22 protein-coding genes and 1 pseudogene are annotated in these 22,955 nt (G+C 64.1%); 9 read left to right on the plus strand and 14 right to left on the minus strand.

The features are described 5' to 3' along the window. Window positions 1-2: 2 nt before the first annotated feature. The 3 genes from dapA (at window position 3) to D1F64_RS09380 (ending at window position 1,683) form a co-directional block, all read left to right on the plus strand. On the plus strand, window positions 3-881 hold the full coding sequence (gene dapA, locus D1F64_RS09370) for a 4-hydroxy-tetrahydrodipicolinate synthase (protein WP_117412224.1): 879 nt from the start codon (window positions 3-5) through the stop codon (window positions 879-881). Window positions 882-911: 30 nt separating this feature from the next. Then, window positions 912-1,394 carry an SsrA-binding protein SmpB gene (smpB, locus tag D1F64_RS09375; protein WP_117412225.1) on the plus strand — a complete coding sequence of 161 codons (483 nt, stop codon included), beginning with the start codon at window positions 912-914 and terminating at the stop codon, window positions 1,392-1,394. Between the two features lie 64 nt (window positions 1,395-1,458). Beyond that, a complete protein-coding gene (locus tag D1F64_RS09380) occupies window positions 1,459-1,683 on the plus strand; it encodes a hypothetical protein (protein ID WP_117412226.1) in 225 nt (74 codons plus the stop codon). 229 nt (window positions 1,684-1,912) lie between these two features. Here the strand turns inward: D1F64_RS09380 and D1F64_RS09385 are convergent, their stop codons facing one another. Beyond that, window positions 1,913-2,206, minus strand: coding sequence for a GIY-YIG nuclease family protein (locus tag D1F64_RS09385; RefSeq protein WP_117412227.1), 294 nt, complete (start codon window positions 2,204-2,206; stop codon window positions 1,913-1,915). Window positions 2,207-2,598: 392 nt separating this feature from the next. On the opposite strand from D1F64_RS09385, the gene D1F64_RS09390 reads away from it, so the two are divergent. Beyond that, window positions 2,599-3,879, plus strand: coding sequence for a hypothetical protein (locus D1F64_RS09390; RefSeq protein ID WP_162901445.1), 1,281 nt, complete (start codon window positions 2,599-2,601; stop codon window positions 3,877-3,879). Between the two features lie 117 nt (window positions 3,880-3,996). Here D1F64_RS09390 and parC read toward each other — a convergent pair whose 3' ends face one another. The 3 genes from parC to D1F64_RS09405 all read right to left on the minus strand — a co-directional run bounded on the left by parC (window position 3,997) and on the right by D1F64_RS09405 (window position 8,361). Next, window positions 3,997-6,246, minus strand: a complete 2,250-nt coding sequence (parC, locus tag D1F64_RS09395) for a DNA topoisomerase IV subunit A (RefSeq protein WP_117412229.1) — start codon at window positions 6,244-6,246, stop codon at window positions 3,997-3,999. Window positions 6,247-6,524: 278 nt separating this feature from the next. Beyond that, window positions 6,525-7,274 carry a DNA repair protein RecO gene (gene recO / locus D1F64_RS09400; RefSeq protein WP_117412230.1) on the minus strand — a complete coding sequence of 250 codons (750 nt, stop codon included), beginning with the start codon at window positions 7,272-7,274 and terminating at the stop codon, window positions 6,525-6,527. Window positions 7,275-7,605: 331 nt separating this feature from the next. Next, a complete protein-coding gene (locus D1F64_RS09405; protein WP_162901446.1) occupies window positions 7,606-8,361 on the minus strand; it encodes an autotransporter domain-containing protein in 756 nt (251 codons plus the stop codon). 551 nt (window positions 8,362-8,912) lie between these two features. On the opposite strand from D1F64_RS09405, the gene D1F64_RS09410 reads away from it, so the two are divergent. Then, a complete protein-coding gene (locus D1F64_RS09410) occupies window positions 8,913-9,137 on the plus strand; it encodes a hypothetical protein (protein WP_117412232.1) in 225 nt (74 codons plus the stop codon). A 199-nt stretch (window positions 9,138-9,336) separates the two neighbouring features. On the opposite strand, the gene D1F64_RS09415 is transcribed toward D1F64_RS09410, so the two are convergent. Together D1F64_RS09415 and D1F64_RS09420 are read right to left on the minus strand one after the other, a co-directional pair. Continuing rightward, window positions 9,337-10,740, minus strand: a complete 1,404-nt coding sequence (locus tag D1F64_RS09415; protein ID WP_117412233.1) for a hypothetical protein — start codon at window positions 10,738-10,740, stop codon at window positions 9,337-9,339. Next, complete coding sequence (locus D1F64_RS09420) at window positions 10,683-11,288, minus strand: hypothetical protein (protein WP_162901447.1); 606 nt, start codon at window positions 11,286-11,288, stop codon at window positions 10,683-10,685. The genes D1F64_RS09415 and D1F64_RS09420 overlap by 58 nt, the downstream gene beginning before the upstream one ends. Before the next feature lie 508 nt (window positions 11,289-11,796). Between D1F64_RS09420 and D1F64_RS09425 the strand changes: the two genes are divergently transcribed. After that, window positions 11,797-12,555: a siderophore-interacting protein gene (locus D1F64_RS09425; RefSeq protein WP_248304697.1), complete on the plus strand. Its 759-nt coding sequence runs from the start codon at window positions 11,797-11,799 to the stop codon at window positions 12,553-12,555. A 210-nt stretch (window positions 12,556-12,765) separates the two neighbouring features. Here D1F64_RS09425 and era read toward each other — a convergent pair whose 3' ends face one another. From era to rpoZ, 8 genes and pseudogenes are all read right to left on the minus strand, one after another. Continuing rightward, window positions 12,766-13,683 (minus strand): GTPase Era, encoded by a 918-nt coding sequence (gene era, locus D1F64_RS09430; RefSeq protein ID WP_248304760.1) that lies wholly within the window; start codon window positions 13,681-13,683, stop codon window positions 12,766-12,768. Window positions 13,684-13,736: 53 nt separating this feature from the next. Beyond that, window positions 13,737-14,450, minus strand: a complete 714-nt coding sequence (gene rnc / locus D1F64_RS09435) for a ribonuclease III (protein ID WP_117412236.1) — start codon at window positions 14,448-14,450, stop codon at window positions 13,737-13,739. Between the two features lie 7 nt (window positions 14,451-14,457). Continuing rightward, window positions 14,458-15,213, minus strand: coding sequence for a signal peptidase I (gene lepB / locus D1F64_RS09440; RefSeq protein ID WP_117412237.1), 756 nt, complete (start codon window positions 15,211-15,213; stop codon window positions 14,458-14,460). 221 nt (window positions 15,214-15,434) lie between these two features. Then, window positions 15,435-15,869 carry a holo-ACP synthase gene (acpS, locus tag D1F64_RS09445; protein ID WP_117412238.1) on the minus strand — a complete coding sequence of 145 codons (435 nt, stop codon included), beginning with the start codon at window positions 15,867-15,869 and terminating at the stop codon, window positions 15,435-15,437. Next, window positions 15,866-16,618 (minus strand): pyridoxine 5'-phosphate synthase, encoded by a 753-nt coding sequence (locus tag D1F64_RS09450; RefSeq protein WP_117412239.1) that lies wholly within the window; start codon window positions 16,616-16,618, stop codon window positions 15,866-15,868. Before D1F64_RS09450 ends, acpS begins: the two co-directional genes overlap by 4 nt. Next, window positions 16,615-17,301, minus strand: a complete 687-nt coding sequence (locus D1F64_RS09455; RefSeq protein ID WP_117412240.1) for a DUF2062 domain-containing protein — start codon at window positions 17,299-17,301, stop codon at window positions 16,615-16,617. Before D1F64_RS09455 ends, D1F64_RS09450 begins: the two co-directional genes overlap by 4 nt. Window positions 17,302-17,643: 342 nt before the next feature. After that, a pseudogene (locus D1F64_RS09460) lies at window positions 17,644-19,847 on the minus strand (bifunctional (p)ppGpp synthetase/guanosine-3',5'-bis(diphosphate) 3'-pyrophosphohydrolase). Between the two features lie 157 nt (window positions 19,848-20,004). Next, window positions 20,005-20,394, minus strand: coding sequence for a DNA-directed RNA polymerase subunit omega (gene rpoZ / locus D1F64_RS09465; RefSeq protein ID WP_117412241.1), 390 nt, complete (start codon window positions 20,392-20,394; stop codon window positions 20,005-20,007). A gap of 401 nt (window positions 20,395-20,795) precedes the next feature. Between rpoZ and D1F64_RS09470 the strand changes: the two genes are divergently transcribed. The 3 genes from D1F64_RS09470 to D1F64_RS09480 all read left to right on the plus strand — a co-directional run bounded on the left by D1F64_RS09470 (window position 20,796) and on the right by D1F64_RS09480 (window position 22,870). After that, window positions 20,796-21,392 carry an NYN domain-containing protein gene (locus D1F64_RS09470; protein WP_117412242.1) on the plus strand — a complete coding sequence of 199 codons (597 nt, stop codon included), beginning with the start codon at window positions 20,796-20,798 and terminating at the stop codon, window positions 21,390-21,392. A 216-nt stretch (window positions 21,393-21,608) separates the two neighbouring features. Further along, window positions 21,609-22,241, plus strand: coding sequence for a uracil-DNA glycosylase (locus tag D1F64_RS09475; RefSeq protein ID WP_346432316.1), 633 nt, complete (start codon window positions 21,609-21,611; stop codon window positions 22,239-22,241). A 65-nt stretch (window positions 22,242-22,306) separates the two neighbouring features. Next, complete coding sequence (locus tag D1F64_RS09480) at window positions 22,307-22,870, plus strand: hypothetical protein (RefSeq protein WP_117412244.1); 564 nt, start codon at window positions 22,307-22,309, stop codon at window positions 22,868-22,870. Window positions 22,871-22,955 lie beyond the last annotated feature (85 nt).

Consider the following 22,955-nt stretch of genomic DNA (forward strand, 5'->3'; position numbering starts at 1 on the left):
CGATGTTCTATGGATCGATGCCCGCGCTCGTGACTCCATTTCGCGATGGAGCCGTGGACGAAAAAACGTTTCAGGACTTCGTGGACTGGCAGATCAAGGAAGGCTCTTCCGCCGTCATACCCGTTGGAACCACTGGTGAATCTCCCACGCTGAGCCATGCCGAACACCGCCGCGTCGTCGAGCTGTGCGTGGAGGCGACGGACGGCCGTGTGCCGGTGATCGCCGGTGCGGGGTCCAACAACACCCGTGAGGCGATCGATCTGGCCCAATATGCGGAGAAGGTCGGCGCCGCCGCGGTGCTGGTCGTGACGCCGTATTACAACAAGCCGAATCAGGAAGGCCTGTACCAGCACTACAAGGCCATCAACGACGCCATCGGCATTCCGATCATCATCTACAACATCCCGCCGCGATCGGTGATCGACATGTCGGTCGAGACGATGGCGCGGCTGTTTGCGGACTGCGCCAACATTTCCGGCGTCAAGGACGCCACCGGCAACATTCAGCGCGCCAGTGATCAGCGCGACGCGATGGGGCCGGGGTTCAACCAGCTCACGGGCGAGGACGGCACGGCGCTCGGCTTCATGGCGCATGGCGGCCATGGCTGCATCTCGGTGACGGCCAATGTGGCGCCCAAGCTTTGCGCGGAGTTCCAGGCGGCGTGCGCGGCGGGCGATTTCACCACCGCGCTCGATTATCAGGACAAGCTGATGCCGCTTCATCGTGCTTTGTTCCTTGAACCCAATCCCGCAGGGGCCAAATATGCCTTGTCGCTGTTGGGCCGCATGGAGGCGACGATGCGTCTGCCGATGGTGCCGCTTGCCGAGGCGACGCAGGCGCGCGTCCGCGCCGCCATGGTGCATGCGGGTCTGCTCAACTAGAGCGGGATCAAGTAAGGAAGAAAGAGCCATATGGCTGCGAAAAAAGGAGCCGCGCCGGCGGGTGGGAAGATCATTTCCGACAACCGCAAGGCGCGCTTCAATTTTGAAATCATGGAAACCTTCGAGGCCGGCATCATGCTGACCGGCACGGAGGTCAAGGCTCTGCGCCTTGGCAAGGCCAACATCGGCGAGTCCTACGCCACCGAGCAGCGCGGCGAGCTTTTCCTGATCAACAGCTATATTCCGGAATATCTGCAGGGCAACCGCAACAATCATGAGCCGCGCCGCCACCGCAAGCTGTTGATGCACGCGCGCGAGATCTCGAAGCTGATGAGCAGCGTGCAGCGCGACGGCATGACCCTCGTGCCCTTGAAGCTCTATTTCAACGAGCAGGGCCGCGCCAAGCTGGAGCTCGCTTTGGCGCGCGGCAAGAAGCTGCACGACAAGCGCCAGAGCGAGAAGAACCGCGACTGGGACCGCGAAAAGGGCCGCCTGCTGCGCGACAAGGGCTAGGGTGGCGGGGCATCCGGCTCTTGAATGTCTCGATGCCGTGTCACATCCACGAAAGGCCCGCACAATGACCACGATCGCCGATGTGAAGGACAAGGGCCTGCGGCTGGCCATCGATTGCGGCCACTGTCACCGGATGCGCTATCTCAATATCGGCCGGTTCGCGGATGCCGCGCTCGTGGAGGATCTGGCCACGGATCTGAAATGCACCCGCTGCCTGGATCCCGGCGTCAGCGTGATCGTCATCCACCGCGACGCCAAGACGGGCTTCTGGCCCGCGGAACGGTCGTAGCGCCGGGCGTGCATACTGTTGTTGCGCTTGGCTGCCGCCGCGCACCGCCGCTGTCGCCCATCCTTCGAGACAGCCGCTGCGCGGCTTCCTCAGGATGAGGTGGTCGTGTTGATGGTCTTATGCATTTTCAGTTTCAGACTTTGCCCCCCACGGACCTCATCCTGAGGCGCCCGCGCACGCGGGCCTCGAAGGATGGGCGGCACACGTGGACCTCGCCACCACATGCCCCTTAGCGCGTCTTGGCTCCGCGGCGCGACAGAGCCGGCAGGCGCGCATAATCACCAGCGATCAGCGCTTCCTTCTTCGCCCGGCTCCAGCCCTTGGTCTGGCGCTCGAAGGCCACGGCTTCGGCAATCACCTCGAAATGCTCTGAAAACGCCAGCTCAAGCGGCCTGTGCCGCGCTGTGTAGCCGTCAAGCAACCCCGATTGATGTTCATGAAGCCGATGGGCGAGGTCCCGGCGCGTGATGCCGGTGTAATATCGGCCGTTTGCACAGCGCAGGATATAGACCGTGGCGCCCATGCATAGAGCCTACCACATGCGGGCGAACGAGCGGAACGCTCCGATGCCGCAAGCGCCGTCCCGGGGACCACAAGCCGCCCATCCTTCGAGGCCCGCGTGCGCGGGCACCTCAGGATGAGGCCCGTGGAGGTAGCGCGAACAGAAATTGAAAATTCACAAGATCATCAACACGATCACCTCATGCTGAGGAGGCGCAACGCGCCGTCTCGAAGCATCGGCAGCAGGCTGCGAAGGCCGCCGTGTGGCCGGCGGAACGATCGTAGGTGGTCCCGGTCTGAGGCAGTCAGATGCGTGAGCGGGAGCATCCATTCCGGATCATCATTCTCTGTCGGGGAATTTCTATTCACGTTTGTAACCTAGGGTAGGGGTATTACCTCAACGAGATTGCCCTGATGAATAGTTTCCGATCCCCAGAAAATGCCTCCATCCGCCGCCGACCGGCCCCCGGATCACGCCTGTGCACCGGCGCAATGGCGCTCTTGTGCAGCCTGCTGCTTGCCGGCTGCGAGCGGAATGATCCACGCTACCCGGTGTATTATCGCTACGCGGTCGATGTGAAGGTCGACGGGGTGCCGGTCACCATCGAGCGGGTGATCAAGTGTACCGGCACGCTGGTGACGGACTGGATGGTTTCTCCCGGGACCACCACCGGTGCAGACTACCGAAATCCACCGGTGATCGGCGCCAAGGTGCCGGACAGCAAGGCGGCTGTCTACACGCCGGTGATACACGCTTGCAGTTGGGCGTCGGCCAGCCGAAGGGAGATCGAGGAAGACAAAAAACAGGTCCACCGGTTTCTGGTCCAACCTTTCACGGAAGAACACCGGAAGCTGAAACCGGATTCCAAGATGCCGGTCCTGTGGGTGAACGATGCCGAGACCTTCGACCGGATGGAATATTACGTCAGCGCGACGGGGCTATCCGGCAAGCATGGCCATGTGGAATTCATCAAGGTCTATCCCCCGGTCAAGGTGGACAGACGGGCTTTCAGGGCGTCCGAGAAACGGGCCGAGACGGAAAGCCCGGATCTGACGCCGTTTATCTTTCCCAGGGACCAAGACGCCGCAAAGGAGCTGAAACTCTATAAAGAACGCGGAATGCGACCGGGAATTCACATCGTATCCGTCTGTTACGGCGCATGGCGGGTGCCACGCTCTGAATGGTCCAAGGTACCGGGGCTAGAGGATTGGGTTACTGATCTACCGAAAGACGGGCGCGCTTACCTGATTGCAAGTGAGTTTTGGCTGAAGTTCGATGCAGCCATTCGGTATCTCGGTGCGCGCAATGTGCCTTCTCTGCTGCCGGTCGGATATGCGCCGGCGGATGAAGTGGCGAAGGTAGGCCGCTTCGCAACCTACGACACGATCCATCCTGTGATCTCGACCGACAAGGGCCGGTTTGTCGATCTGGAAAGACCCGGCTCCTTTGGCTGCAACTATGACGTCTTGTATCCCGGACGCAGTCAATCTTTTTGGTCAAACAAGACCTATTCCAAGGATGAGTCTAAGGGCGCAAGTTTCACTGTCGATTGGGACGGGGGGATGCTTTGGGCTGCGTTCTCTAAACAAGTGCCAGTTTATGTCCGCGAGTTGGATGAATTCATTGTATTTATGAGTCTTTTGGCCGGACCGTCAACGCTCGATGAGCCTGTTGTGAAGGGATGGAAGGAATGACCACGCAAATTGCAGATTATGCCGTCGTGGTCGGATTTCGCCTGCTCAAGCGCTCCCCCGCATCGCGGCGATGAGCGGTTTCCTGCGCCGATGCGATAGTTGCCGCGAAAGCCTGCCCTACAGCGTGTTGGTGCCGAATTTGTTCGAGCGCGGGAAACCCTGCGGCGGCAGGCGGCCGGCCTGGGCGCGGTCGCCGCGCCAGTCGGCAAGCTCTTCCATCGAGCGGGTGAAGCTGCGGCCCGAGGAATCCATCCAGCTCAACCCGTCCTCGGCCTTGAACACCACCGCGTCCGAAATCCCGCCGTCCTTGTAGCGCTGCAGACGCACGCCGCGTCCGCGCGACATCTCCGCCACCTGCTCGAGCGGGAAGATCAGCAGCTTGCGGTTGGCGCCGATCACCGCGATGTGGTCGCCGTCCGCCGGCACGCAGAGCGTGGCTTCCGCCGGCATGCCGACGTTGAGCACCTGCTTGCCCTTGCGGGTGTTGGCGATCACGTCGGCCTCCGGCACGATGAAGCCGCGCGCGTCCGTGGAGGCGACCAGCAGCTTGCGGCCTGGCTTGTGCACGAAGACGGCGACGATGTCCTGGTCCTGGTCCATGTCGACCATCAGGCGGATCGGCTCGCCGTTGCCGCGCCCGCCGGGCAGGCGGTCGGCGCCGAGCGTGTAGAACCGTCCGCCGGTGGAAAACACCAGCAGCTTGTCGGTGGTCTCCGCATGGAAGGCCATCTTCAGCTTGTCGCCCTGCTTGAAGGCCAGCGTCGAGGTGTCCTGGATATGGCCCTTCAGGGCCCGGATCCAGCCCTTGTCCGAGACGACGACGGTGACCGGCTCGCGCTCGATCATCGCCTGCTGGATGTCGTCGAGATCGTGCTCCACCGCCTCGCCGAAGCCGGTGCGGCGCTTGCCCAGCGGCGTTTTGGGACCATAGGCCTTGCGCAGGTCCTTGATCTCGCCGGAGACCTTGCCCCACAGCAGATCGTCCGAGGCGATCAGCGCCTTCAGCTCGTCGCGCTCAAGGCTGAGCTTGTCGTGCTCACCCTGGATCTCGATCTCTTCCAGCTTGCGCAAGGAGCGCAGCCGCATGTTGAGGATGGCTTCCGCCTGCACGTCGGAGAGCTTGAAGGCCTTGATCAGCTCGGCCTTCGGCTCATCCTCGTAGCGGATGATGCGGATCACCTCGTCGAGGTTGAGGTAGGCGATCAGATAGCCTTCCAGGACCTCCAGCCGGTGCTCGATCTGCTTGAGCCGGAAGGTCGAGCGCCGGACGAGCACCTCCTTGCGGTGCTCGAGCCATTCGGCGAGCACGTCCTTGAGGCTCATGACCGTGGGCACCTGTCCCTTGGACAGCACGTTCATATTGAGCGAAAAGCGGTTTTCCAGATCCGTCAGCTTGAACAGCGACGCCATCAGCATTTCCGGATCGACGTTGCGCGAGCGCGGCTCCAGCACCACGCGCACGTCCTCCGCCGACTCGTCGCGGATGTCGGCCAGCAGCGGCAGCCGCTTGGCGATCAAGAGCTCGGCGATCTTCTCGATCAGCTTGGCCTTCTGCACCTGGTAGGGGATCTCGGTGACCACCACCACCCAGGTGCCGCGGCCGGTGTCCTCTTTCTCCCAGCGCGCGCGGACTCGGAAGCCGCCGCGGCCCGTGCGATAGGATTCCAGGATCGCCGCGGGCTCTTCCACCAGGATGCCGCCGGTGGGGAAATCCGGGCCGCGCACGAATTCGACCAGCTTGTCGACATCGGTGTTGGGATGCTTGATCAGGTGCAGCGAGGCGTCGCAGAGCTCGACGATGTTGTGCGGCGGGATCGAGGTGGCCATGCCCACGGCGATACCGGCGGAGCCATTGGCGAGCAGGTTGGGAAACCCGCCCGGCAGCACGATCGGCTCCTTGTCGAGCCCATCGTAGGTCTCGCGGAAATCGATCGCATCCTCGTCGATGCCGTCCAGCAGCCGCTTGGCGACGTCGGTGAGCCTTGCTTCCGTGTAGCGCATGGCGGCGGCGTTATCGCCGTCGATGTTGCCGAAGTTGCCCTGGCCATCCACCAGCGGGTAGCGCTGGGCGAATTCCTGCGCCAGCCGCACCAGCGCGTCGTAGATCGACTGGTCGCCGTGCGGATGGAACTTACCCATCACGTCGCCGACGACGCGGGCGCATTTCTTGAAGCCCTGGCCGGGATCCAGCTTGAGCAACCGCATGGCGTAAAGCAGCCGCCGGTGCACCGGTTTCATGCCGTCGCGCACGTCCGGCAGCGCCCGGTGCATGATGGTCGACAGCGCATAGGCAAGGTAGCGCTCTTCCAGCGCATCGCGCAGGTTGACGCTCTCAATGCCTCCCGGCGGAATCAGCTCTTTTCCCATGCTCTCTGGCTAGCGTGATTGGCGGAAACCTGCAAGGCGGGAGAGTGCGGAGGGGGCGGAAAACCGGGGTTGAATTCGAATATCCGGCGCGAATGTCAGACCGGACGCACCAGCAGAGCTTTGGGAGCATGGCGACGACCCTCATACCCCTCGGTCGTCATCCTCGGCCTTGTGCCGAGGACCCATGTTTTCAAAGGCTTATGGGTGGTCGGGACAAGCCCGACCATGACGAAGGAGGGCTTCTTCAGCTTTGTCGGCAGATTGAGAATATTGTTCCGCTATCCAGTCTCCGCTCGCACTCTCCTGCACGCTTCGACAAACCCCTCCCTTGCCGCCGGCCATATGATCCCGCGCGGCGCGAAAACGTGGCGGTCGAGAAAGAAACCCGTCAACCTGAAGGCATCGCGCAGGTCGTCGGCGTCCGCGCTGGGCGGCGCGTTGGCGCCCTCGCGGTGGCTGAGAAAGCCCGGCAGCGGCAGCAGTTTCGTCGCGTAAGGCGCGCCCGCCTCGCGTGAGACGGCGCGACCGGATTTCGGCGACACCCAGATCAGGTCCCGCGTTGCGCCGGTCGCCGCGCATTGGCTCAAATCCAGCCCAAATCCCAATTCCGTAAGCATTTCCAGCTCGAACCGCGCCATCAGGGCGGCTGCGACAGCCGGCGTGTCCATATGATCGAGCACGATGCTCAAGGCATCATAGAGGGTCGCATGCGCGTCGCGCTCGGGCAGCAGCCGCAGCAGCCCCGCCAGATGCTGCACGCCATGAATGCCCACGGCGCTTTCCATCAGCGCGGCCGCGCGGGATTTCACCGGCTCGACGGAGAAATGCCCCAGATGGTCGGTCAGCCGCGCGCGCCAGGTGACATGCACGGCGTTGCCCGGCTGCAGCATGGGCTGCAGCCTGCGCGAGCGCCCGCCGCGCACCAGTCCCAGATGCCGGCCGCGCTCAAGCGTCATCACCTCGAGGATGACGCTCGTCTCCCCGTGTTTGCGGGTGCCCAGAATGATCGCTTCGCCGGTCCATTCCATGCCGCGAGACTAGCAGATTCCGGGCGCGGCGAGGGGGTGAATGGAGGGAAACCGACGCGCTTCAGAGCGTTTCCTTGTCAAATGGAATCAATTCTGTTGGTCCAAACCGGTTCGATCCGCGAGGAAACGGGCGAACGGCGTAGCCCATGCTACGGCGGAGGCCGTTGACGCGGCGGACGGCCGGTTTCGACCAACCCTTTGGGCGGGATGAATTTTCCCGATTATCGGCGAGGCCCGTCTCGGCTATATCCGCGATATGCCCTTCGCCAATCCTCTTGATCCTCGACAAAATTCATCTCCGCAGAATGGTTCCATTTGACAAGGAAGCGCTCTAGAAGCGCGCCGAGAAACCGGCCTTCACGCCGTGATCCTGGGCTCGGGCGCCCAGTTCCCCCTGGTAGCTGATATCGAGCCTGGCGTTGTCGCCAAGGCCGAGTTTCAGACCGGCTTCGATCAGCGCCGTATCGCGATCGATCGGTGCGCCCGTGATCGTGAAGGCGTCGCCGCCGGCAAACCGCATGGTGGAGCCGGCCGAGACGTCGCCGATGGCGTGACGCCAGCCGAGCGTGCCGGCGAGCGAGGCGGTGAGGGTGCCCGTGGCCGCGAACTGCCGTTCGGCGCGCGCGCCCAGCGTCGTGACGCCGAGCGTTTGCGACGCGGAGGATACGGTCAGCGCCGCGGCCCCGCCGCTCTCGGAAAATCCGTCGTTGTGCTGGTGAACCAGCGCGAGGCCCGCGAAGGGTTCGAACCGGGCGAATGCGGTGTCGAGCGTATAGCCCGCTTCGCCGAAGACTTGCGCCGTGGCGGCTGCGTAGTCGGCGGTGAGCGTGTCGGTGAAGGAGCCGATGGTGACGGAGCGCGTCGTGGAAACATCGTGCCAGGCGTAGGTCGCGCCCGTCCGCAGCCCGATTGGACCGAACTGCCGGCCGGCGTAGGCGCCCAGATGATAGCTGTCGGCGTTTCCGCTCGAACGCACGCCGTCGGCGGAGAAACTGCTGTGGCCGTAGCCGGCGAGAAGACCCACGCGCCAGCCGTCCTGAACCTCCGCGTCCGCGCCGAACAGGAAGCCGCCGCTGCTGTGATCCATCCGCGCCGCATTGCCGTCGCCGGCCGTCCGCCCCAGTTGCCGAAAGCCTGCCCCAGGCGATGGCGCCGCCATCGGGTCCCGGAACGCCGCCTTCTCCATGGAAGGCGATCTGCGGCATCTCCGAAGCGCCGAGGCCGGAGAACGCGCCCCGGATGCGATCGCCGATGGCGTCGCGGCCAAACCGGCTCCCGGTCAGCAACAGGCCGTTGGCGGAGGCGTGGATCTCGCCCGACAGGGCGTCATAGGCAGCCTGCGCCTCGGCAGTGGTGCCGAGCGCCAGGACAGCATCGAAGACACTGCCATTGCCTACACTATCCAGTCCCGCGGCCGTCGCCGCCTGGTTGCGTGTCGCGGCCACGCTGGCGAAGCTTGCTGTCTGTGCCAGCGTCAGCTGCACGTCATTGGCGTTGTAGGTGAGCGACGGCGTCAGGAAGAGGGAGGCGAAGGTGACGGCATCGAAGGTCCCTGTCACGCCGCCGGTGGCCGTCAGGATCGTATAGGGGGTGGCCACGGCGTAGCCCGGATAGGGGATCACGGAGACGGTGCCGCCATTGATCGTCGCGGCTCCGGTCGCCGCGATCAGGTCGGAGTTGCCACCACTGTCGATCTCCACCTCATATGTCGAGCCCGGGTCGAATACCACAGTGCCGGTCACGTTCATCGTGCCGATGGAATTGCCGGGCGCGACTGTCGCGCCGGAACTGGCTGCGATCGACCCGACGGTTCCGTTGCCGCCGAAGCGTCCGCCATTGCCGACGGTGATCGCCCCGCCGTAGGCCGTGTTCATCGACAGCGTGCCGCCGAGAATCGATGTCGTGCCGGTAAAAGCCGACAGATCGCCAGTCAGGCTGGTCGTGCCGGAATAGTGCTCAAGGGCACCGGAACCGGTCAAGCGCTCGTCGAATTCGTAGTCGGTATCGGTGTGGTTGAAGACGAGCTTGGCGGTGCCGATGTCAAACGCCAGGGTTCCGGCGTTCAGGGTGCCGGCCGCCACGGCCGTGTCGCCGGCGGCGGCCCGATGTTGATCGTTGCGGTCGCCCCATCCGTCAGAGTGAGCGTCACGGTGCCGGATCCGCCGCCGACGTCGACCGTGCCGCCATCGGCAATCGTCAGGACGCCGGTGCCAAGACTTCCGATCTCCAGCCCCGAGGTGCTGGTAAAGCGCGAGTGCGCGCCGGTCACCACGACCGCGCCGGTGCCGGTTCCGTAATGACCGATAAATCCGAAATCGGTGTTCACGGCTCCACCGGCTGAAATCGCCAGCGTGCCATTGCCCGCGGCACCGACGTCGAGAAACCCGCCGGTGGTCCAAGTCGAACTCGTGCCGGTGATCGTAACCGCACCTTTGCTGCCGACCTGCATACCGACAAATCCGTTGTCATCAGTCGTGATTTTGCCACCATCGGCAATGCGCAGCGCGCCCGTACCTGACCGGCCAACGATTAAGAACTCATTGGTCCATGTCGAGCCCGCATCGGTGATGCTGGCCGTGCCAACGCCGGCGCCGCCATTCCCCAGAGACGCGGCGGCGCTCGTCACCGCGCCACCCTCCGACACCGTCAGCGTGCCGGTGCCGTCGCCGCCGACATGAAGATCTCCCGAATTCGTCCAGTGGCTGTCCGTGCCGGACACCTCGATCGCGGCCGTGGTGCCTGACGCCTTGCCAACGTATCCGCTCGCGTTCGACAGGCTCGCCCCGCCCGTGAGCTTCAGCGTGCCGCCGTCCGCGGTTGTATCGCCGTTGACGGCGACGCTTCCTGTCAGCGCCGTGCTCCCGGATTGATGATTGAGCGTGCTCGCGCCCGCGCCCGCCGTGACATCAGCCCCGAACACATAATCGGTATCGGTGTGATTGAAGACGATCGCTCCACTGCCCGCGCCGAAGGCAATCGTGCCGGCATCGAGCGTTCCGGCCGCAACCGCCGCCGCGCCCGCCGCCGCGCCGATATTGAGCGTGCCGGTCGATCCGGTCTCCTTGGCGATGGTGACCGTGCCGCCGGCGCTGACCTTGCCGCCATCGGCAATCGTCAGCGTGCCTGTGCCGTATTGACCGATGTCGATGTCGTTGGTGTTGGTCCATGTCGCGCCAGCGCCGGTGACGTTAATCGTACCGTTGCCGGCGGCGCTGGCGCCAATGGAGCTGCTTGCTGTCGAGACCGTGCCGCCGTCGGCGATCGTCAGCGTGCCTGCCGAATTTCTGCCGATTTGCATGTGGCTTTCGATGGACCAGGTCGATCCCGTTCCGGTCACCGTCGCCGTGGCCGTGCCGCCATCGCCGATGGCGACGAATTTGCTCGTGACCTTGCCGCGATCGGAGATGGTCAGCGTGTTGCCGGAACCGGCGCCTTTACCGATTCTGAAATCGTCCCGGTGATCCATTCCGATCCGGCGCCGGTCACCGTGGCCGTCCCGGAGCCGGTGCCGGAGCCAAGATAGAGAAAGGTGCTGGAGGAGCTGAAATCGACCTTGCCGCCATCGGAAACGGTCAGCGTGGCATCGCCGTCGCCGCCGATAAAGGAATCCCCAGCGGTCAGAACCGATCCGGCGCCGGTCACCGTCGTGGAACTGCCGGAATAATCACTCGCGTAGAAAGTGCCGGCGCTAACCTTGCCGCCGTTGGAAATGACAAGCGTGCCCGTTCCTGACGAGCCGACGGAGAGGGCGTCATTGGTCCATGTCGAGCCCGCGCCGGTAACCGTGACCGTGCCGTCGCTGCCGTTCTGGCGGCCGACATATCCAATGGTGTTCGTGACCGCGCCGCCCTCTGAAATCGTCAGCGTGCCGGTGCCGGTATTTCCGACTGTGAGGATCCCGGAAGCATCCCAAGGGCTTGTCTTGGTGCCGCCGCCTGTGCCGATAACGGTCTCGCTGCTGCCGTCGATGATCTCGTCGGCCACGGCAGGCGTCATCAAGGCTGGTGTCAGCAAGAGACTTCCCGTCAACGCGGACGCCAGCAGCAACGCGGCGCGGCGGGTTTTCCGGATAGGCGAATAGGGAACGGCGAGGTGACGGAAAAAGTCTTGCGGGCGGATAGCCTGTAACAGATGCATCGTGTTCCAAAAAGCGCTCAAAAGACGGCGTTGATGCCGTGGTTCCGGAATCGAGCGCAGCCGAGCTGGCGCTCAAGGCCATCTGCCTTTGAGCTCAACCTAAAAATGTGAGGGGATGCCAGCTATCCGATTTCGGCAAAACAGTGGGAAATGCAGGAATATTCCGTCATTGATCAACGGAAAGGCGTCACGTCGCCAGCGTCGCCGAAGACGTTACGCCGAGCATCCGCCTGTAGTCGCCGGAAAACGGCCGGGATGGAGAGAACCGGAGCCTGCCGGCCGCCGGGACGCTGACCGGCGAGACCACGCGCAAGACCGAGGCGATGGGAGCGGAACCCTTTGGACCCAAGCCGGTTATCAAGCAAACACAGGAACGGGAGTCACCTTGCCTCTTCATGAGATCACCCGCGAGCGTCGCGAACCGCGCCGCCGCACGCTGACCGTCGCCGTCATCGACCGGTTGAGCCCGACCATGCTGCGCGTGGAGTTCACCTGCGACGACTTCGCCGATTTCGTCAGCCCCGCGCATGACGACCACATCAAGCTGTTCTTCCCCGGGCCCGGCGGCCCGGAGACCGGCAAGCCGCTCATGCGCGACTTCACCCCGCGCCGCTTTGACGTGGCGGCCGGCATGATCACCATCGATTTCGCGATTCACGAGGAGGGACCGGCGACGGACTGGGCGACCTCGGCGCGGCCCGGCGACACGCTGGAAATCGGCGGCCCGCGCGGCTCGACCATCGTGCCGGACGATTTCGACTGGTATCTGCTGATCGGCGACGAGACCGCCTTGCCGGCGATCACCCGCCGCGTCGAGGAGCTGCGCGATGGCGTGCCCGTGACCAGTTTCGTCGTAGTGGCCGATCCCACTGATGCCCAGTCGGTCGAGACCCGCGCCGCCTGGACGCCGCACTGGCTGGTGCGGACGCGGCCGGATGCCGATGCGTCGATGCTGCGCACAGCGCTCGACGCGCATGAGCTGCCGTCGGGCGACGGTTTCGTCTGGATCGCGGCGGAAGGCACTGTGGCCAAAGCCATCCGCGGCTATATCGTCGAGGAACGCGGCCATCCGCGCCAATGGGTCAAGGCATCGGGCTACTGGAGCCGCGGCGAGGTCAATGCGAAGGTGAAAATCGAGGATTGAGCGGGGAAGGGGGGCTGCAAGACCTCTCACCCCGACCCTCTCCCTGAGGGCGAGGAGGCTGCAGGCGCCAACCGGTGCGGCGATTTTCCGAAACGCCCGAAGGGCGTCACCTCTCCCTGGAGGGAGAGGTCGGCGCAAAGCGCCGGGTGAGGGTGCCTGGCCTATCGCATGAACTCCCCGCAACCATCTCGCGAGCGCCGGGTGCGTGTTCTACCGCGGGAACTCCAGCCCCATCTCGCGGTAGCGCTCGGGGTCATCCGCCCAGGAGCTGCGGACCTTGACGAAGAGGAACAGGTGCACGGTCTGCTCCAGCGCCTCGCCGATTTCCTCGCGCGCGGTGCTCGAAATCGCCTTGATGGTCTGGCCGTTCTTGCCCAGCACGATCTTCTTCTGGCTGTCGCGCTCCACATAAATCGTCTGCTCGATGCGCACCGAGCCGTTGCGGAATTCCTTCCAGTCGGTGGTCTCCACCGTAGAGGCGTAGGGAATTTCCTCGTGCAGCCGGATGAAAAGCTTTTCGCGGGTGATCTCGGCCGCCAGCATACGCATCGGCAGATCGGAGATCTGGTCTTCCGGGTAGAGCCAGGGGCCGGGCTCCATCTTGGTGGAGAAATAGTCCAACAGGTCCGGCACGCCGTTGCCGGTCAGCGCCGAGACCATGAAGGTGCGCTCGAAATTGACGATTTCGTTGGCGCGCGCGGCCAGCGCCAGCAGATGATCGCGCTTGGCCACGTCGATCTTGTTGAGAATCAGCACCTTGGGCCGGTTCATCGAGGAAAGCTTTTCCAGAAGCACCTCGATGTCCCCGGTGATACCCTTGCGCGCGTCGATCAGCAGCGCCACGCAGTCGGAATCCTTGGCGCCGCCCCAGGCGGTGTCCACCATGGCGCGGTCGAGCCGCCGCTTGGGCGCGAAAATGCCCGGCGTGTCGACAAAGATGATCTGCGCGGGGCCATGCAGCGCCACGCCGCGGATGATCGCGCGCGTCGTCTGCACCTTGTGCGTGACGATCGACACCTTGGTGCCCACCAGCGCGTTGAGCAGCGTCGACTTGCCCGCGTTGGGCGCGCCGATCAGCGCCACGAAGCCGCAGGAGGTGTCCGCCGCCGGGGGCGTGGTCTCGTCGATGGGCGCAGCCGCCGTCTCCGGGGCTGCCTCGGCCTTGGGGGCCGTTTCTTTTGTCACGTCTCGGTCTCCGTCCATACGCCTTCGCGGCGCAGGATCGTTTCGGCGGCCGCCTGTTCGGCGATCCGTTTGGAAGATCCGCTGCCCATGCCGTCATCCATGCCGTTGACACTGGCGGTGACGGTGAAGCGCGGTGCGTGATCGGGGCCGCTGCGGCCCGTCACGCGGTAAATCGGGGCGTCCAGGCCCTTGCCCTGCGCCCATTCCTGCAAGGTCGTCTTGGCGTCGCGCAGCGAACCGCCCCACGATATCATGCGTCCGCGCCAATGGCGCTCCACAAAAGCGCGGGCCTTGTCCCAGCCGCCGTCCAGATACAGCGCCGCCAGCACGGATTCGCAGATATCGCCCAGCAGCGCCTTCTTCTGGCGTCCGCCCGTCTGCGCCTCGTTGTCGCCGATGATCATGGCGGCGTCGAGATCCAGCTCAAGCGCCACCTCCGCGCAGGTCTCGCGTCGCACCAGATGGTTGAGCCGGCGCGCCAGCTCGCCCTCGTCGGCTTGCGGGAACTGCGCGGTGATCATGTCGGCGATGGCCAGCCCCAGCACCCGGTCGCCGAGGAATTCCAGCCGCTGATAGCTGTCGGTGGAGGCGCGCGCGGTCGGCAGGGCGCTGGCGTGCGTCAGCGCCCGCTCGATCAGCGCCCGGTCGTGGAAACGATGCCCGATCTTGGCCTCAAGCGTTTCGATCTGCCCGCGGCTGTTCCGCTTCATGGCGTGCTCAAAGCGTCTTGAACAGCCGGTCCCAGCGCACCGACCACGGCCAGTTCCAGACCTTCCAGGCGGCCTCGCCGTCTTTCAGCGAGAAGAACAGGATTTCCGCGCGGCCGACGAAATTCTCGAACGGCACATAGCCGACGCCGCCGCTGAGAACCCGGCTGTCGGAGGAATTGTCGCGGTTGTCGCCCATCATGAAATAGTGGCCCTGCGGCACCTTGTAGACGCGGGTGTTGTCCCAGGTGCCGTTTGGCGAGGTGTCCAGCGTGGTGTAGCTGACGCCATTGGGCAGCGTTTCGCGGTAGCGCGGCGCGCGGCGGACGTTGCCGTAGCGGTCGGTCTCGATGAAGTCGTCGATGCGCTCGTGCTTGGCGGCCACGCCGTTGATGTGGAGCACGCCGTCGATCATCTGGATCTCGTCGCCCGGCAGGCCGATCACCCGCTTGATGTAATCGGTGGAATTGTCGCGCGGCAGCTTGAACACGGCGATGTCGCCGCGCTCGGGCTCACTGGCCATGATGCGGTCGGAGAACGGCGCCAGGCCATAGGGGAACGAGTAGCGGCTGTAGCCATAGCTGTATTTGGACACGAACAGGTAATCGCCGATCAGCAGGTTGTCCATCATCGACCCTGAGGGGATGTTGAACGGCTGAAACAGAAAGGTCCGCAAAACCAGCGCCAGCACCAGTGCCTGCGCGACAACCTTCACGGTCTCGCCGAGGCCGCCATTGTTGTCCGTCTTCTCGCTTGAAACGCTCATCGGGCCTGTCGCGCCTTCGCTGCATATCTGTGGGCGGTTTGCGGGGGAGGCATCAAGGACCCGCCACCGTGTGAGACCTTGATACTGGGTCGGACCGGAGGACGCAACGCATCGCTTAAATGGATCCTGTGCGCCGCGCGGTCAAGCGCGCGCAGGGTTGAAAAGCCCGAAAGTCGCGTGATCCGGCGCGCGCGGTTGCGTTTTTCACACTGCGGCGCGGTTCAAACGGATTTCGGCGGGGGCGCGAGGGGGTGCGGCCAATCGACCGGCCACGCGGAAATCACCACGAATGCCTGTGCCAGCGGATAGTCGTCGGTGATCGTCAGATCGATACGGGCGGAAAATCCCGGCGGCAGCATGGAGTTGAGCCGCGCCATCGCCTTGCCGTTGAGCGCGATCGTCGGCTGACCGCTCTTGAGGTTGACGACGCCCATTTCCTGCCAGCGGATACCGCGTATGCCGGTGCCCAGCGCCTTTGAGCAGGCTTCCTTGGAGGCGAAGCGCTTGGCGTAGGAGGCGGCGCGTTCCTTGCGGCGTTCGGACCGGGCGATTTCGACCTCGGTGAACACCCTCCGGATGAACCGCTCGCCGAAGCGTTCCAGCGTCTTTTCGATGCGGCGGATGTCGATCAGATCGCTGCCGATTCCGATGATCATGCGGCGGCGCTCTCGCCGCGCGCCGCAACCATCCGCCGGCGCATCTCGGCGATGGCCGCGCCCAGCCCGGTGAACACGGCCTCGCCGATGAGGAAATGGCCGATGTTGAGTTCCATGATTTGCGGCAGGCGGGCGATGTCCGCCACGGTGTCGAAGCTCAGTCCGTGTCCTGCGTGCACCTCCAGGCCGATCGCCGCGCCGTGCGAGGCCGCCTCCTCGATGCGCGCCAGATGCGCGCGGCGCGCGGTCTCGTCAAAGGCCATGGCCGCATCGCAATAGGCACCGGTGTGCAGTTCCACCACCGGCGCGCCGAGCGCAAGCGCTGCGTCCAGTTGCCGCTTGTCGGGCTCGATGAACAGCGAGACGCGGATGCCCGCGTCTTCCAATGCGCCGACAAGCGGCCTGAGCGCATTGTGGCCGCCGACGGCGTCCAGCCCGCCTTCTGTGGTGCGCTCCTCGCGCTTTTCCGGAACAATACAGGCGGCATGCGGACGGTGCTCGAGGGCGATTGCGCGCATCTCGTCGGTCGCCGCCATTTCGAAGTTGAGCGGGATGTCGATCGTCTCCATCAACCGCGCGATGTCGTCGTCGCGGATGTGCCGCCGGTCCTCGCGCAGGTGCGCGGTGATGCCGTCGGCGCCGGCTTCCTGCGCCAGAAGGGCGGCGCGCAGCGGATCGGGCAGGGCGCCTCCGCGCGCGTTGCGCAGCGTCGCGACATGATCGATGTTGATGCCCAGGCGCAGGCTCATTGCATTTCTTCCTCGAGCAGCTTGCCGCTGGGCGACAGGCCGGCGGGCTTTCCCACCACGGTTTCCGGCACTGCGGCGGCAAGGGCCGCGGACGCGTGCTCGGATGCCGCGGGGGGCTTTTCGCCAAGCGCCAGACTGCGCGCGTTGCGCCGTGCCGCCAGACGCGCCCGGCGGGTGGCCTGATAGGTGCGCACCGTGCCGTAGACGATCGCGTAAAGCACCGCGCCGGCGATGATCCCGAGGATCGCCGAACCGAGCAGCATCGGCTTGAGGATCGGCATGATTGTGTCGATCGAGTGCTCGAACAGGCTCTCGGTGATCATGTTGCTTTGATGGGCGGGCAGGGTGCCGCTCAGGATCCAGGTGCCGAGCCGGTAGGTCGACGCCCAGATGAAGGGAAAGGTCAGCGGATTGCCGACCGATGTGCCCAGCGCAGCCGCCAGCATGTTGCCGCCGATGATATAGGCGATGACGAAGGCGATGATGAAATGAAAGCCGATGAAGGGGGTGAACGAGGCCAGGGCGCCGGCGGCGATTCCCGCCGCGATCGCATGCGGACTTGCGGTCAGGCGCAGCACGCGTTTGGCGAAATACTTGCCCGAACGGACCCAGCTGCGGCGCGGCCACAGGGCGACGCGCAAGACTTCGAACCAGTGCGGAGGGTGCCGGCGTTGGAAGAGCATTCGATAGAGGCCTCAAGACGCGGTGTTACTGGAGCGGATTCCGATCAAGCGTGAGCGGAGTATCGCGCCCATTCTTTGAAATTTCGCAAATCCCGAAAAATCGCAAGCTGTTTTCGAGTTCATGCGGCGTGCATGCGTGCGGCGCTCTTGCGGGGGACCCATTCTTGGGGGCCGTTATTCGTGTCCGATCAGCACTCCGGTGATGCTCATCATGCTGTATGTGCGGTCGCAATGCCAGTCAGGCAAGCTCCTATCGCCCGAATTCTCCGGCGATTGACGCAGCCGGCGGATCGACCCGCGGGTGGCGCAGGATGACTCCGGCCCCCTCCATCCGGCAGCCGCCTAGCCGTTCACCCGCGTCACGCTGGAGACAACGCTCGACCGGCGCAGCTGATTGATGATGCGGTTCAAGTGCTTAAGATCCCAGACTTCCAGGTCGATGGTCATCTCGTGGAAGTCGGTCGCCCGGCGCAGCATCTGGACATTGTCGATATTGCCGTCGTTCTCGCCGATAATCTTCGCGATCGTGGCAAGCGACCCCGGTTCGTTGATCGAGGAAATCGAGATTCGCGCCGGGAACCGCTCGGGATTGTCCTCGTCGATATCCCAGCGCACGTCCAGCCAGCGTTCGTCGTCATCGAAGGCGGTCAGCGCCGGCGACTGGATCGGATAGATGGTGATGCCCTCGCCAGGCGTCATGATGCCGACGATCCGGTCGCCGGGCACGGCGCCGCCGGCGGGCGCGAAGCGCACCGGCAGTCCGCCCTTCAGGCCGCGGATCGGCAGCGAGCGACCATCGCCGTTCACCTCGCCGGGAACGCGGAACTTCATGCCCTCGCCACCCTTGACGTCGAACCAGCCTTCCTTGCTCGCCGGCCGCTCGGGCGCCACCCGTTCGTCCTGATAGTCCGGGTACAGCGCCTTGATGACGTCGGCGGCATAGGTCTCGCCGCGTCCGACGGCGGCCAGAAGATCGGCCACGCTGGTCTGGCCGAGCCGCGGCAGGGTGGCGGCGAGCCCGTCCTCGTCGAAGGCATGGCCGGCGCGCACGAAGGCGCGTTCCAGGATATGCCGGCCAAGCCCGCCGTATTGCTCGCGCACGGCCGCCCGGGTCGCGCGTCGGATGGCGGCGCGGGCCTTGCCGGTAACGGCGATGGATTCCCAGGCCGGCGGGGGCGACTGGGCGGTCGAGCGGATGATGTCGACCTCGTCGCCGTTGCGCAGCTCGGTGACCAGCGGCACGATCTGGCCGTTGATCTTGGAGCCCACGCAGGTATTGCCGATGTCGGTGTGCACCGCATAGGCGAAGTCGATGGGGTCGCGCCGCGCGGCAGCGCGATAAGCCGGCCCTTGGGCGTGAAACAGAACACCTGGTCGTGGAACAGCTCGAGCTTGGTGTTTTCCAGAAACTCTTCCGGCGTGTCGCCCTGCGACAGCAGATCGATGGTGTGGCGCAGCCAGTCGTAGGCGCGGCAGTCCTCGGTCAGCCGGGCGATGTTGCGCCCCCCGGTCTCGCCGTCCTTGTACAGCGCGTGCGCGGCGATGCCGAATTCCGCGATGCGGTCCATGGCGGCGGTGCGGATCTGCAGCTCCACGCGCTGCCGGCTGAGACCGACGACGGTGGTATGGATCGAGCGGTAGTCGTTCTGCTTGGGCGTGGAGATGTAGTCCTTGAACCGGCCCGGCACGGTGGGCCAGCTCGTATGCACGATGCCGAGCGCCGCGTAGCAGTCCTCGAGCGTGTCGACGATCACCCGGAACCCGTAGATGTCGGACAGTTGCTCGAAGCCGATGGATTTCTGCTCCATCTTGCGAAAGATCGAGTACGGCCGTTTCTCGCGCCCGTGCACCACGGCGTTGATGCCGCGGCTGGCGAGCCGCTCGGTCAGGTCCCGCGCGATATCGGCGATCTGGCGCTCGTTCTTTTCGCGCAGCCGGGTCAGCCGTTCCGTGATGGTGTCGTAGGCATCGGGATTGATGGTGCGGAAGGCCAGGTCTTCCAGCTCGTTGCGCACCTCCTGCATACCCATGCGCCCGGCCAGCGGCGCATAGATTTCCATCGTCTCCTCGGCGATGCGATGGCGCTTCTCGTCGGGCACGTAGTGCAGCGTGCGCATGTTGTGCAGCCGGTCGGCAAGCTTGACCAGCAGCACCCGCACGTCGTCAGCGATCGCCAGCAGCAGCTTGCGGAAGTTTTCCGCCTGCTTGGTCTTGTGCGACACCAGATCGAGCTTCTTGATCTTCGTGAGCCCGTCGACGAGCTTGCCGATCTCCTCGCCGAACATCGTGTCGATTTCCGAGCGCGTGGCGTCGGTGTCCTCGATCGTGTCGTGCAGGAGGGCGACGGCGACGGTTGCGTCATCAAGCCGCATGTCCGTGAGGATGGCGGCGACTTCCAGCGGATGGGAAAAATAGGGGTCGCCCGAAGCACGCATCTGCGCGCCATGTTTTTGCATGGCGTAGACGTAGGCTTTGTTCAACAGGGCTTCGTCGGCGTTCGGGTTGTATCGGTTGACCCGTTCGACCAGTTCATATTGTCGCATCATTGGCGTGGCGACGCGTTTGCAAAGCGCTGTTCGCGCCTAACGGTCGCGCGAATGGGGTTCGCTTCGGAGTCAAGTGACGTACGAAAACCGCCTGAACGCAGCGGAGCGGCACGATGTCGCGCCGCTCTGATGCAAATGGGGCGCTTCCGCGCTGCGATCAATAGTCGTCCGAGCGATCCGGCGGCACGAGGCCTTCCAGACCCTTGAGCAGGTCTTCTTCCGACATGCGGTCGAATTCCATGCCGCCGTCCTGCTCGTCCGCTTTCATGGAGCCGGGCGAGGGCACCATCGGCACGGCCTCGGGCTCCGGCTCGTCCACCTCGACGTATTTCTGCATCGAGTGGATCAGGTCTTCCTTGAGATCCTCCGGGCTGATGGTCTCATCAGCGATCTCGCGAAGCGCCACAACCGGGTTCTTGTCGTTGTCGCGATCGATCGTGACCTGCGATCCGCTGGAGATCATGCGGGCCCGGTGGCTCGCGAGAAGGACCAGTTCAAAACGATTGTCGACTTTGTCGATGCAATCTTCGACGGTCACGCGCGCCATGGAAATACTCCGATTTTCAGGGGATTCGAAGCGGCATCTGTAGGCGGTCTTTTTGTCAAATGCAAGCCCGCCGCCGCCGCGGGTTGCAGTCCGCCGTGTATTGTAAAAAGATGCCGTGACCCGGGGGTGGGGGCAAGCTGTCACCCCAGCCGTTATAAATTATCGGATGTTGTACAATGAGTGTATGGTTCCCAAAAATCTCGGTATTCCTACAGCTGTTCTTGAATCCGGAGCCTGGATATAATAGGTAGAGGTTAAAGACATTCATCAGTGAATGTGTGAGCTTGAATTCTCAATTTTTTCGGCCCGAGAGCCCTATGAAGAATTCCAAGTCCTCATCTCCCTGAGTCGGGGTTGAGCCAGAATGGCTCAAATAATCTATCTGAAGAAAGAGAAAAACAATGTTCGATCCGCGTGAAAAAGTAGCGCTTTTCATTGATGGTGCAAATCTTTACGCTACTGCAAAGGCGTTGGGTTTTGACCTCGATTACAAGCGACTGCTCAAAGAGTTTCAAGGCAAAGGTTATTTGCTTCGTGCATATTACTACACTGCTTTGATTGAAGATCAGGAATACTCTTCCATTCGCCCGCTTATCGATTGGCTCGATTACAACGGCTACAAGGTCGTGACCAAGCCGGTCAAGGAGTTTTTCGACAGCTCGGGCCGCCGCAAGGTCAAGGGCAACATGGATATCGAGCTCGCTGTCGACGCCATGGAGATGGCGGCGCATGTGGAGCATATCGTGCTGTTTTCCGGCGATGGTGACTTCCGCTCGCTGGTCGAGGCGCTGCAGCGCCGCGGTCGCAAGGTCTCCGTGGTCTCCACCCTGCAGACCACGCCGCCGATGATCGCCGACGACCTGCGCCGCCAGGCCGACCACTTCATCGATCTGAACACGCTGGCCTCCATCGTCGGCCGCGACCCGGCTGAGCGCACGCCGCGCGTGGCCGAGCGCAGCGGCAATGTCCGCGAGGAGGAATTCGAGGACGATCTCTAGTCGCCTCGATCTTCAGACCCGTGTCTCAAGGGATCCGCCAACGGCGGGTCCTTTTTGATTCCGGGGCAGGCGTCTGTTGACGGTCAGTCACGCCGGTTGATTTCATCCGCGGTCATCGCTCACAGTGGACCCGCCGGATCCGGGGCCGATCCCGATACGGCGGCGCCCTGTCTCCTGTCCCTCTCAGCGATCGCCAGCCCCATGCCCGAGACCGCCATGCCACAGACCGATCCCGGCCGCGACTGCCCGCTGTGCCCGCGCCTTGTCGCCTTTCGCGAGGAGCTGCGTGCGGCCGAGCCGGCGTGGTTCAACGCGCCCGTGCGGACCTTCGGGTCGCTGGAGGCAAAGCTGCTGATCATTGGTCTTGCGCCCGGCGTGCGCGGCGCCAACCGCACCGGCCGCCCCTTCACCGGCGATTATGCGGGCGACCTCTTGTACCAGACGTTGGACCGTTTCGGCCTGTCGCGCGGACACTTCCAGGCGCGGCCCGATGACGGGCTCGAGCTGGTCGATGTGGCGATCACCAACGCGGTGCGCTGCGTGCCGCCGCAAAACAAGCCGGTGGGCGCCGAAATCAAGGCTTGCCGTCCGTTTCTTGTCAACACCATCAACGCCATGCAGAACCTGCGCGCCATCCTGGTGCTGGGCCGCATCGCGCACGACACGCTGCTGTCGACTCTGCAGCGGCGGCGCGCGTCCTATCCGTTCACCCATGGCGGCGAGCATGATCTGGACGGCGTCCGGCTGTTCGACAGCTATCATTGCTCCCGCTACAACACCAACACCGGCGTGCTGACGGAAGCGATGTTCGAGGCGGTCTTTGCGCGGATCAAACAGCATCTGGGCTGATTGCCAGAATTGATTGCCAGAGCCGGTTGCCAAGGCTGGTTGCCGGAGCGGAGGAGGGGCGGGGAATGTCATCGTGGACCACTGCGGCGTCGGGTCTCTTCTACGCCGTGGCGCTGGCCCTGGGCATCATGTGCTGGGTGGCCGATATCGCGAAGGACCGGATCTACGATCAGGTCGCCGCGCAGCGGCTTGGCGAACGCTGGCTGGAGGCCGCCCATTGGCTGGCCGCCAATCTTGCCTTCGGCACGCTTGCCGCCCTGGCCTGCGTGGCGGTCGCCTTCGTTGTGGCGGCGCTGCCGCTTGGTGATTTTGCCGTGGACGCGCAGGCCCAGGCCGCGCGCAGCCAAAGGATCTACTGGCTGAAGTTCGCGCCTCTCGTGCTGTGTTTCATCGCCCTTTCCGCCATGCCCTGGGACCTGTATGCGAGTGCGGTGCAGATCGGCGCGGCGGTCTCGTGCCTGTGGTGCGTGCGCGCGCTGGCCGTCGGCGGGCACGCCGTTTGGAGCGGCGCGACCGTCACCGGCCCTGCGTTGTGGTGGGTTGCGGCGTTGGCCGGGTTGCTGGGGATCTGCCTGTTCGTCGCGGTGTTTCTCGGAGTGGTCAGGATTCCCGGGTTCCGGATGTTCTGACCGCTTCGCCACGGGAGCTAGAGCGTTTCCTTGTCAAATGGAACCATTCTGCGGAGATGAATTTTGTCGAGGATCAAGAGGATTG

Origin of the sequence: Breoghania sp. L-A4 (assembly GCF_003432385.1) — a bacterium.
Lineage (GTDB): Bacteria > Pseudomonadota > Alphaproteobacteria > Rhizobiales > Stappiaceae > Breoghania.

Bases quoted from the DNA above. Each gene is read 5' to 3' on its own strand.
- dapA (WP_117412224.1), top strand. From the start codon at position 3: ATGTTCTATGGATCGATGCCCGCGCTCGTGACTCCATTTCGCGATGGA.
- smpB (WP_117412225.1), top strand. From the start codon at position 912: ATGGCTGCGAAAAAAGGAGCCGCGCCGGCGGGTGGGAAGATCATTTCC.
- D1F64_RS09380 (WP_117412226.1), top strand. From the start codon at position 1,459: ATGACCACGATCGCCGATGTGAAGGACAAGGGCCTGCGGCTGGCCATC.
- D1F64_RS09385 (WP_117412227.1), bottom strand. From the start codon at position 2,206: ATGGGCGCCACGGTCTATATCCTGCGCTGTGCAAACGGCCGATATTAC.
- D1F64_RS09390 (WP_162901445.1), top strand. From the start codon at position 2,599: ATGAATAGTTTCCGATCCCCAGAAAATGCCTCCATCCGCCGCCGACCG.
- parC (WP_117412229.1), bottom strand. From the start codon at position 6,246: ATGGGAAAAGAGCTGATTCCGCCGGGAGGCATTGAGAGCGTCAACCTG.
- recO (WP_117412230.1), bottom strand. From the start codon at position 7,274: ATGGAATGGACCGGCGAAGCGATCATTCTGGGCACCCGCAAACACGGG.
- D1F64_RS09405 (WP_162901446.1), bottom strand. From the start codon at position 8,361: ATGGATCACAGCAGCGGCGGCTTCCTGTTCGGCGCGGACGCGGAGGTT.
- D1F64_RS09415 (WP_117412233.1), bottom strand. From the start codon at position 10,740: ATGGATCACCGGGACGATTTCAGAATCGGTAAAGGCGCCGGTTCCGGC.
- rnc (WP_117412236.1), bottom strand. From the start codon at position 14,450: ATGAAGCGGAACAGCCGCGGGCAGATCGAAACGCTTGAGGCCAAGATC.
- lepB (WP_117412237.1), bottom strand. From the start codon at position 15,213: ATGAGCGTTTCAAGCGAGAAGACGGACAACAATGGCGGCCTCGGCGAG.
- acpS (WP_117412238.1), bottom strand. From the start codon at position 15,869: ATGATCATCGGAATCGGCAGCGATCTGATCGACATCCGCCGCATCGAA.
- D1F64_RS09450 (WP_117412239.1), bottom strand. From the start codon at position 16,618: ATGAGCCTGCGCCTGGGCATCAACATCGATCATGTCGCGACGCTGCGC.
- D1F64_RS09455 (WP_117412240.1), bottom strand. From the start codon at position 17,301: ATGCTCTTCCAACGCCGGCACCCTCCGCACTGGTTCGAAGTCTTGCGC.
- rpoZ (WP_117412241.1), bottom strand. From the start codon at position 20,394: ATGGCGCGCGTGACCGTCGAAGATTGCATCGACAAAGTCGACAATCGT.
- D1F64_RS09470 (WP_117412242.1), top strand. From the start codon at position 20,796: ATGTTCGATCCGCGTGAAAAAGTAGCGCTTTTCATTGATGGTGCAAAT.
- D1F64_RS09475 (WP_346432316.1), top strand. From the start codon at position 21,609: ATGCCACAGACCGATCCCGGCCGCGACTGCCCGCTGTGCCCGCGCCTT.
- D1F64_RS09480 (WP_117412244.1), top strand. From the start codon at position 22,307: ATGTCATCGTGGACCACTGCGGCGTCGGGTCTCTTCTACGCCGTGGCG.